Genomic DNA, 8,730 nt, shown 5'->3' with positions numbered 1-8,730 from the left:
CCTATTTTAATTACACGTATAACTTATACTTAGTTAGCTATAAACTGAACTTGCAATTAAATTTAAATGAACTTATATCACTTATATGGTAAATAAAATATATGGTGGAAACATTTTTAATTATACAATTTCAAAACCCTCTCAAAGTCTGACGAAGGCAATCCTGCTTTTTGAAAAACAGCAAAATCTTGTTTTGTTTTCTCTATCCAGCTCAAACTATCGGTAACGTTTTGTAATTGGTATTTTTTATAAATTGCTTTTGCATCGCTATATTTATCACTTACCAGATAAGCATGTGCCAGATTTAGTTTTACCAGTAATTCGGTATCGTCTAATTTTTCACCTTCTTTTAAAAACTTAATTGCTTTTCCGTATTGCTTTGTCAGGATATAACTATAACCAATAGCGCTGTAATCAATTGCAGTGGCTTTTCCGGCATTAATAATTGTATTTAACCTTGGAATAGCTTCGTTGTATTTTTGTAGCTTAATTAAGGTGTTTGCCTGTGTTCTTAAATCATTAAAAACATTTTTTGAAATTACGGCATCATTGTAACATACATTCCCGAAATCTTTATATACTTTATTTTTCTCTATTGAAAGTAATTTTTGAAACTCCCCATAACGGTATTGCTTCATGATTTTTTCTAAAATACAAACACAAAAATCATCAGAATTGGCCATTTTTTGAGCCATTGTTGAGGTTTTGCACAAACTGATAATTTCGTTTTTATTGTCCTGGTTCCAGCCACGGTTAAGCTTCGTGTCGACCCAGGGTACGACTTCTAAAACTATTTTTTGTTTCAGCAGCCAGTTTTTGCTTTCAAAACCAAACCAAATTGTATTGGTATTTACCTCTAAACAGGACGATTTATCAAGCGAAAGACGTTTGGCATCCTTACTTAAAGGTTCATCCTGAAAAAAGCAGGCATCCTTGGTTTTTCCGTCATCAACGTATTTTTTTGCATTCGCATCGGATGTAAAAAGTGCATAGGTACATTTGTCATCCCCTGAAATTTTTGACATTAAAAATACGGCTCCGGCAGACCCCTGACCTATGCCATATGGATCCGGAATAGCTTTTAGTACTGAAACCAGACTATTTGCCATTTGCTGATTTTCATCCAAAAGTGTAATTCGGTACACTATTTCGGTTGTTCCTACAGGTAAATCTTCTGTTTTTACGGTAATCCTGTTACCTGCTGAAACTATTATTTCTTTTGTAGTAGCGCGTTCTTTGTCCCAATAGCCATCTTTTTGCGCAAAAGCATTATAAAAAGAACTAATTAAAAACAAAACAAATATTTTCTTCAAATTCATCTTTTATGGATTAATACGTTTAGCCCTGATGGAAACGGCATCCTTTTGTGGCGGGGTTCGCCACAAAAGATATAGTGGACAGCAGGAAATAGCTTCTAAAATTCAATATTAATTTCAAAATTCAATTTCAATTTCAATGCCAAATTATAATAGGTTTCAGCTACGCTCAACCTGAAACATTAAACCTGAAACAAAAAATTTTATCAATCCGGTTCGTTCATGATTTTCTCACGATATTTTTTACCGATTAATAGTACCATTTTTAGTTTATAGTCGTCAACCAGCCATTCTCGGTAGTTTTTACTGCACTGGCTCAGACATTTTGCATAACGCTTGATACGGCATTCGATATCGTCATCTAATTCTTTTCCGAGTGATTTTGCTTCCTGTAATGTTTCGGTATTATCGACACACATTGCGGCATGCTGCTCTAAAGATTTGTCTAAAACCACTTTTGAACGCAAATTTTGCTTGATGATTAGCTTGTGTTCTTCATCAACATCAAAAGTAACATCCGGTGTTTTACTGAATTTAGCACGCAATTCAGGTGGCATATTGTATTTGAAATACAATTCGATTTCAGTATCATCACGAAGGTTTTCTAAGTAAAACTCAGGTGATTTAAAAATGTGCTGCCAGTTTACCGGCTCACTCCATAAACCAAAACGCGCGGCATTGTTACCCAAATCGATAACCGTAAACTCATCTTTACCGGGTAATTTACGAGATCCGCGACCAATCATCTGGTAATATAACGTTAGTGATTTTGTTGCTCTGTTCAAGATAATGGTTTCAACAGTTGGCTCATCGAAACCCGTAGTTAAGATTCCAACTGAAGTGAGAATAGCATCCGGCGTTTTTTTGAACCATGCCAAAATATCTTTACGCTCTTCTGAACTGCTTGTATTATCAAGGTGTCTGATATCGTAACCGGCTTCTCTAAAGGTTTCATAAACATATAAGGAAGTATGGATACCGTTATTGAAAATCAGGGTTTTTTTACCTAAAGAACGCTCGGTGTATGCATGCAGTAATTTCTCCTGCATAACGGTATTGGTATATAAATCATCTGACGATTTTACGGTATAATCTCCATTGATACCTACTTTTAAGGAGGTCAGACCAACATCATAGCTATATGTGGTTGCTTTGGCTAAAAATCCTTTGTCAATCAATGAACTAATGGTATCACCCACAATAAGTTCATCGTAACTCTGGTGCATTGGTAATTTTATATTTGAACTCAAAGGTGTTGCCGTTACTCCAAGAATAAAAGCGTTTTTGAATGAGTTTAATAATTTTCTAAATGAATTGTAATGTGCCTCATCAATAATTACCAAACCAATGTTGTCTAAATGTAATTTTTCGTCATTGATACGGTTTTTTAAGGTTTCGACCATAGCGACAAAACACGAATAATCGTTCTGATCCGGTAATTCTTTTACTTTACTATTGATGATTTTATTGGAAACACCAAAACCTTTCAGCATTTTTGAAGTTTGCTTACAAAGTTCGATACGGTGTGTTAAAACCACTACCTTTTTATCATTATGAGCTAAATAACGACGAACGATTTCGGAAAAAATTACTGTTTTTCCGCCTCCTGTTGGCAATTGATATAACAAATGATGTTGTGGAGGAGCATTATCTAAACGTTCAAAAATGGCATCGATGTCACCTTTTTGGTATGCATAAAGTTCTTTTTTCTCTTCTCTTTCTATTTCTAAAGTGTTTTGAGACATTGTATTTTTTTGGATTTTTGCAAAAATACACCTAAAAAACAGTTATTCATCTTATTTTAACTTAAAATAAATGATTTTTTTAAATAAGTTTTTTTTATAAGAAAAGCCTCTATAAGTCGATTTTATCTGAGATTGCTTCAAAATCATACTTGTTTTTCCATTTTTGCTGAATAGTTTCTTGTTGAATTTTAATAATTCTCGCTTTAAATTCATTTAAAATTCCGTTAGAAATTACAAAATTCACGGCCTGTTCAAAAGAATTCAACATGCTTTTATAAAACAATTCCTGCTTTATGAAATTTCCGGATGAGTAAGTTTGTGCAATTTCGATATTATAGAACATAACATCGGCAGTTACAAAAGGATCTACGCCGAGCAAAATAAAATGTTTGATATACTTTTGAGCCACTGAACGGCGCATTTTTGCTTTTGGTTTCCTTTTTGAACCCGGTTTTTTAATGGGAAAATATTCCTGGGAAATTTTAGTTTTACTTTCCTGCAAAAGTTTATCTTCTTTGGGATTAAAAACAAAATCATAATACACTTTTACAGGACTAAATTTCTCGTACAACTCAATAATTTGTTCTTCGAGCTGTTCTTTATTTAATTCTGCAAGATATTTTTTCAAATCACGCTTACTCATACTCAAAGTTTAAGAATACAAAAGTAAATTACTTTTACTATTCATACTTCAATAATCAACGATAATACTTAATTTTGCGGCATAAACTCAAAAAAACAGATACATGCTCAAGATTTTTAAAGTTACCGCAATTTTAGAAGGAATCTCCTATTTAGTATTATTCTCTAATATGCTTTTTATCAAAACCAATAATCCTGAACTTTACCACACTTTATTACGTCCGTTGGGAATGTCGCATGGTGTTTTATTTATTGGATATATCGTATTGGCAGTTTTACTAAGAAAATCTCAAAACTGGGATTTAAAAACTTTCGGAATCATTTTGATCGCTTCTCTTATTCCTTTTGGAACTTTTTATATTGAGAAAAAATATTTAGAAAATAATGCATAAGCTTTTGGATAAAATATTTAATTTTTTATATCCTGTTTTTAGGGATTGGGGAATGAGCCGCAATTTTGCGTCTTATATCAGCCTAATCTTCAATATCATTATTATGGTTGCCTTGGCTTATGCCATTTATTATGTAGCCAAATTTGTTTTGGTCACGCTGACTGCCATTTTTGCACAGCGTACTAAAACCAAGTTTGATGATTATTTAATTCACAATAAAACAACAAAATATACCGCTTATTTAATTCCGTTTTTCTTTATTTACAAAGCAGTTCCTGTTATTTTAGATAAATATGAATATTGGGAATCCGTTTTTGGGAAAATAGTAGGTGTTTACATTGTTTTGATCAGTTTATGGATTATCAGAACGATTTTTAATTCTTTACGGGATTATTTAAAGCAAAAACCGGAATACAGTGATAAACCTATTGACAGTTTTGTTCAGGTTATCATGATTGTACTTTGGATTTTTGGGGTTGCCATTATTATTTCCAAATTATTCGGAATTAAACAAGGTGAACTGCTTACCATTTTAGGGACGCTTTCAGCAATTATTATCTTAATTTTCAGGGATACTATTTTAGGTTTTGTTTCGAGTGTTCAGGTAGCCATTAATGATATGGTTCGTATTGGTGACTGGATTACAATGGATAAATTTGGTGCTGATGGAGATGTAATCGAAATTAACCTGACAACTGTAAAAGTCCGAAATTTCGATAATACGATTACTACGATTCCAACCTATGCTTTGAGTTCAGATTCTTTTCAGAACTGGCGTGGTATGCAAAAGTCTGAAGGAAGACGTATTAAAAGACATATTTTGATTAAAAGCAGTACCATTCGTTTTTTGAATGATGAAGATTTGAATCAGATGAAAAAAGTGCAGCTGATTAATGGTTATATCGAAACCAGACAAGCCGAAATTGAGAAATACAATAATTTACGCGGTGTTGATAAAACGCTTTCTCTAAATGGCCGAAACATGACCAATTTAGGTTTGTTCAGAAAATATATTATGCAATATTTAATCAACTATCCGGGATTAAACAAAGATATGCATATTATGTGTCGTCAATTACAGTCAACAGAACATGGAGTTCCTTTAGAAATTTATGCTTTTTCGAGTGACAAACGCTGGGCAAATTATGAATATATCATGGCCGATATTTTTGATCACGTTATGGCTTCTGTAGTCTATTTTGATCTTGAAATATTTGAATTACCATCGAAGATTGGTCGTTTGGAGTAATTTTTTTTTGTTTAAAAGTTTCAGGTTTTTTGTTTCATGTTTCCATTCTTGTGTCAGAAATGACAATATTGTGTTTAAACCCCAGTTTGTCGACAAAGTTTAAAAACTTGAAACCTGAAACAAAGAAAACCTGGAACTATTCTTTCACCTCTTCAAAAACAAATTTTGAGTTATTATATTCTATAGGAGTTCCGGGTATAAAACAGGGAAGATTCATATAGGTACCAATTATGCCACTCCCTAAAAATAGTTTATTTTGTTTCTTTAATAAAGCAATGGGTATTCTTTTCCAGCTTCCTCCATTAGAGATGTAATGAAAATCGCCTCTCAAAGTATCTCCTTTTATATCTCCCCTCACATCTCCGGAGTCTTTTCCTACTCTATAATACGATATTTCGTAACGTCCGTAAAAACGTTTATTACTCTTGTTGATTGCTAAAATTGCTGTATCCTTATTATTCACAGCCCGATAGACAACATGATTGTAATCCTTTTTTTCTTCCTTAGAATTGCAGGACATCAGAAAAGCAAATAATACAGAAACCATTATAAATTTTTTTAGCATTTTCTAAAGTTTTTTTACCATATAAGTGATATAAGTTCATGTAACTTTACACAAAGCTTATATTTACTTATATCACTTATATGGTGTAAAATTTATTTTATAAACGGTCTTTTACGAATTCTATTTGGGTTTTTCCATGTGCTTTTGGTTTTCCATCCTCTCCCAGACTAACCATCGTAGTGTGATCAATTGTGATAATTATTTCGCGGGTCATCATGTTTCTTACTGCGCATTTTAGCACTAATGAAGTATGGCCAAATTTCACTACATCAATTCCAATTTCAACAATATCTCCTTGTCTTGCCGAACTTTTAAAATTGATTTCCGACATGTGTTTGGTAACTACTCTCGAATTTTCTAATTGCACAATCGAATACAAAGCCAGCTCTTCGTCAATCCAGGCTAATAGCTGTCCTCCGAATAAAGTTCCGTTCGGATTTAAATCTTGGGGTTTAACCCATTTTCTGGTATGGAATCTCATATTTTTATTTTATAAAAACAAAAATAGGGTTTTACTATCGGATTTTTTCTTTAATTTTAAAGAAAAAACATGAGCGATAGAGACACTTTTTTAAAAGAATTCAGAGGCGAAACTTTAGGAACCGTAAGTGCTCAATCTTCTTCAGATGAGTTGTTCCAAAATCAGACAATTAGACCTATTTTAAAACTTCAAAATGACTTGTTTATAGCGGTTTTTATCAATTACGTAAATAAAAACAAAGCCGATTTTTATTCGTATACTGTAGAAAAGAAACTTCAAACGATTGAAAATTCTATTCAAAAAGATATTAAGTTCCGAAATTCTTTAAAAGGAATTGTCATGGCGCTTTTTACAATTGAAGAATACAATACGTACATTCAAAATTCATCAAGTTTAAACAAACGAATGATGAATTTATTGATTGACCGTTTGAAAAGTCAGGTGCAGTTGTTTGAAGTTGAATCGGATTCGAAGTAATTCCAAACATATAATGATTCTTCTCAAAATTTTATTCAATAAATGTAAAAAAGCGCATTAGATTCTAAAATTTAATGCGCTTTTTAATTATTTTAAGCTTACTCTTCAGACAACATCAACTCCTTAATGTATTTTACAGGAGCACTTCCAAAGCTTAGGAACTTCTCATGAAATTGTTTTAAATTGAATTTATCTCCTTGTGCTTTTTTAAGCTCTTCTCTTAAATTATAAATTTCAGTATATCCTGTAAAATAAGAACACAATTGCACCTGAGATAAAGTTACGCGTTTCCATTTTCCATCCGCTTCAGCTTGCTGCTGAAAAGCTTCTCTGGTCAGTAAATCCAACGCAGCTTCTTTAGACATGTTTTTTGTGTGAACACTAATGTCTAAAATGGTATTACAGGTTGCTCTTAAATTCCATTTATAATACATCAGCCACATTTCATCAGAATTTTTGTATCCGCTTTCCAACATCATTTTTTCGGCATAAACAGCCCAGCCTTCAACCATGGCGCCATTTCCTAAAATAGATTTTATGATACTCGGAGATTGATTGCTGTAAACCAATTGGGTATAATGTCCCGGGATTGCTTCATGGATATTTAGGATTTGAAGAATGTAATCGTTGTATTCACGTAAATAACTTTCTGAGTTTTCAGCCGTCCAGCCAGACATACTTCCTACATTATAATAGGTATTTGCATTTTTATCGTAAGGTCCCGGTGCAGAAATAGAAGCTCCTGCAACGCCAGCCATATATGCAGGTTCTTTACGTACCACAAGCGGTTTTGACGGATCGATATACAATAAATCTTTCGCTTTTACATAAGCAGTCAGCTCCGGGATTTGTTTTTCAATTTCAGATTGAAATTTTTCCGGTGTGGTATGCTGCAACGAAATCTTATCAATAACCTGTTTGATTAAGTCTAATTTATCTGCTGGTTTTGGCTCATTTCCCTTGTATTTAGCCCAAAGTTTATCTGCAAGAACAAACATTTTGTCATGTAAATCTTTTTTGTGATCAAGAGCAATTTTATAAATTTCGTCAGCACTGTAACCTGATTGAATGTCAAAATTGAATTTTTTAGTATACAATGCAGTTCCCAATCTAAATGAACGAGGTGTTTTGTTTGGTAATTTTTTAAGCCATTCTGCATAATCTGTTATTGCTTTTACCGAAACTTTGGCTTTACCGAGCATTTCTTTTTTCTCAGCAACAGTCAATTTACTTTTTTCTAAAGCAGCGCTTAAATCACCTTCAAAAACAGATGAACCTCCTAAATTTTGATCAATCGCAAGTTGAGTGTGTTCAATAGTTGGATTCCTGATATTTTTTTTAGCTGCTTCATAGTAAGCCGGAATATTGTTCATTTTTGAATTAAAAGCACGCAGGCGAACTTCTGCAGTATCGTAATTTCCATTTAAAATTTCTGCAAAAGATCCGCAGACATTATATTGGGAAGGATTCCATTCAGATGATTTCAATTCTTCAATATTGAAAATAGTAGTTTCCAACTGATTTTTTATCATATGAAAATCAGTTTTATTTTTATCCGATAGCTCTTCGATATGATATTGTTTTAAAGAATCTAATTGTGCATTTGCAAAATCAAGCTGTTTTTTATCTGCTGCAGCATCCGGAATTACCAAAATAGCATCAAATTTATGATAACCAACAGCCGCAGCCCAGTCCGGATTAATTTGCCATAGAGCAGTAACAAAACCAGCTTTATATTTATCAAATTTTTCATCTAAAGCTTTGTCTTTATTAGATTTGGTGCTTTTGTTACAGGAAAAAAGTATAGTAATTACAAAAATTGAAACAAACAGTTTTTTCATATTTTATTAAATGATAAAGTGA

At 32.6% G+C, this 8,730-nt stretch carries 9 protein-coding genes; 3 read left to right on the top strand and 6 right to left on the bottom strand.

Annotation, left to right across the window (positions count from 1 at the left end):
* Positions 1-116: 116 nt before the first annotated feature.
* The 3 genes from PMI10_RS14495 to PMI10_RS14485 all read right to left on the bottom strand — a co-directional run bounded on the left by PMI10_RS14495 (position 117) and on the right by PMI10_RS14485 (position 3,704).
* Complete coding sequence (locus PMI10_RS14495) at positions 117-1,319, bottom strand: tetratricopeptide repeat protein (RefSeq protein ID WP_007809251.1); 1,203 nt, start codon at positions 1,317-1,319, stop codon at positions 117-119.
* A gap of 203 nt (positions 1,320-1,522) precedes the next feature.
* Positions 1,523-3,061: a DEAD/DEAH box helicase gene (locus PMI10_RS14490; protein ID WP_007809249.1), complete on the bottom strand. Its 1,539-nt coding sequence runs from the start codon at positions 3,059-3,061 to the stop codon at positions 1,523-1,525.
* Between the two features lie 109 nt (positions 3,062-3,170).
* Positions 3,171-3,704 carry a DUF6155 family protein gene (locus PMI10_RS14485; RefSeq protein ID WP_007809247.1) on the bottom strand — a complete coding sequence of 178 codons (534 nt, stop codon included), beginning with the start codon at positions 3,702-3,704 and terminating at the stop codon, positions 3,171-3,173.
* A 103-nt stretch (positions 3,705-3,807) separates the two neighbouring features.
* On the opposite strand from PMI10_RS14485, the gene PMI10_RS14480 reads away from it, so the two are divergent.
* Both PMI10_RS14480 and PMI10_RS14475 read left to right on the top strand, forming a co-directional pair.
* Positions 3,808-4,095 carry a DUF3817 domain-containing protein gene (locus PMI10_RS14480; protein ID WP_007809245.1) on the top strand — a complete coding sequence of 96 codons (288 nt, stop codon included), beginning with the start codon at positions 3,808-3,810 and terminating at the stop codon, positions 4,093-4,095.
* The gene (locus tag PMI10_RS14475; RefSeq protein WP_007809243.1) at positions 4,088-5,344 is read left to right on the top strand and encodes a mechanosensitive ion channel family protein; all 1,257 of its coding nucleotides are present in this window, start codon (positions 4,088-4,090) and stop codon (positions 5,342-5,344) included. The genes PMI10_RS14480 and PMI10_RS14475 overlap by 8 nt, the downstream gene beginning before the upstream one ends.
* 136 nt (positions 5,345-5,480) lie before the next feature.
* Here PMI10_RS14475 and PMI10_RS14470 read toward each other — a convergent pair whose 3' ends face one another.
* Together PMI10_RS14470 and PMI10_RS14465 are read right to left on the bottom strand one after the other, a co-directional pair.
* Positions 5,481-5,909, bottom strand: a complete 429-nt coding sequence (locus PMI10_RS14470; protein WP_157489851.1) for a hypothetical protein — start codon at positions 5,907-5,909, stop codon at positions 5,481-5,483.
* A gap of 97 nt (positions 5,910-6,006) precedes the next feature.
* On the bottom strand, positions 6,007-6,390 hold the full coding sequence (locus tag PMI10_RS14465) for an acyl-CoA thioesterase (protein ID WP_007809239.1): 384 nt from the start codon (positions 6,388-6,390) through the stop codon (positions 6,007-6,009).
* A 69-nt stretch (positions 6,391-6,459) separates the two neighbouring features.
* On the opposite strand from PMI10_RS14465, the gene PMI10_RS14460 reads away from it, so the two are divergent.
* Positions 6,460-6,867 (top strand): hypothetical protein, encoded by a 408-nt coding sequence (locus PMI10_RS14460; protein WP_007809237.1) that lies wholly within the window; start codon positions 6,460-6,462, stop codon positions 6,865-6,867.
* Between the two features lie 98 nt (positions 6,868-6,965).
* Here PMI10_RS14460 and PMI10_RS14455 read toward each other — a convergent pair whose 3' ends face one another.
* Entirely contained in the window at positions 6,966-8,708 is a 1,743-nt protein-coding gene (locus tag PMI10_RS14455) for a DUF885 domain-containing protein (protein WP_007809235.1), read from the bottom strand.
* Positions 8,709-8,730 lie beyond the last annotated feature (22 nt).

The organism is Flavobacterium sp. CF136, assembly GCF_000282055.1.
GTDB lineage: Bacteria > Bacteroidota > Bacteroidia > Flavobacteriales > Flavobacteriaceae > Flavobacterium.
This window is presented reverse-complemented; position numbering and strand designations above follow the sequence as displayed.

Excerpts from the sequence above, each read along its gene's own strand:
- PMI10_RS14495 (WP_007809251.1), bottom strand. The coding sequence starts at position 1,319 with ATGAATTTGAAGAAAATATTTGTTTTGTTTTTAATTAGTTCTTTTTAT.
- PMI10_RS14490 (WP_007809249.1), bottom strand. The coding sequence starts at position 3,061 with ATGTCTCAAAACACTTTAGAAATAGAAAGAGAAGAGAAAAAAGAACTT.
- PMI10_RS14485 (WP_007809247.1), bottom strand. The coding sequence starts at position 3,704 with ATGAGTAAGCGTGATTTGAAAAAATATCTTGCAGAATTAAATAAAGAA.
- PMI10_RS14480 (WP_007809245.1), top strand. The coding sequence starts at position 3,808 with ATGCTCAAGATTTTTAAAGTTACCGCAATTTTAGAAGGAATCTCCTAT.
- PMI10_RS14475 (WP_007809243.1), top strand. The coding sequence starts at position 4,088 with ATGCATAAGCTTTTGGATAAAATATTTAATTTTTTATATCCTGTTTTT.
- PMI10_RS14470 (WP_157489851.1), bottom strand. The coding sequence starts at position 5,909 with ATGCTAAAAAAATTTATAATGGTTTCTGTATTATTTGCTTTTCTGATG.
- PMI10_RS14465 (WP_007809239.1), bottom strand. The coding sequence starts at position 6,390 with ATGAGATTCCATACCAGAAAATGGGTTAAACCCCAAGATTTAAATCCG.
- PMI10_RS14460 (WP_007809237.1), top strand. The coding sequence starts at position 6,460 with ATGAGCGATAGAGACACTTTTTTAAAAGAATTCAGAGGCGAAACTTTA.
- PMI10_RS14455 (WP_007809235.1), bottom strand. The coding sequence starts at position 8,708 with ATGAAAAAACTGTTTGTTTCAATTTTTGTAATTACTATACTTTTTTCC.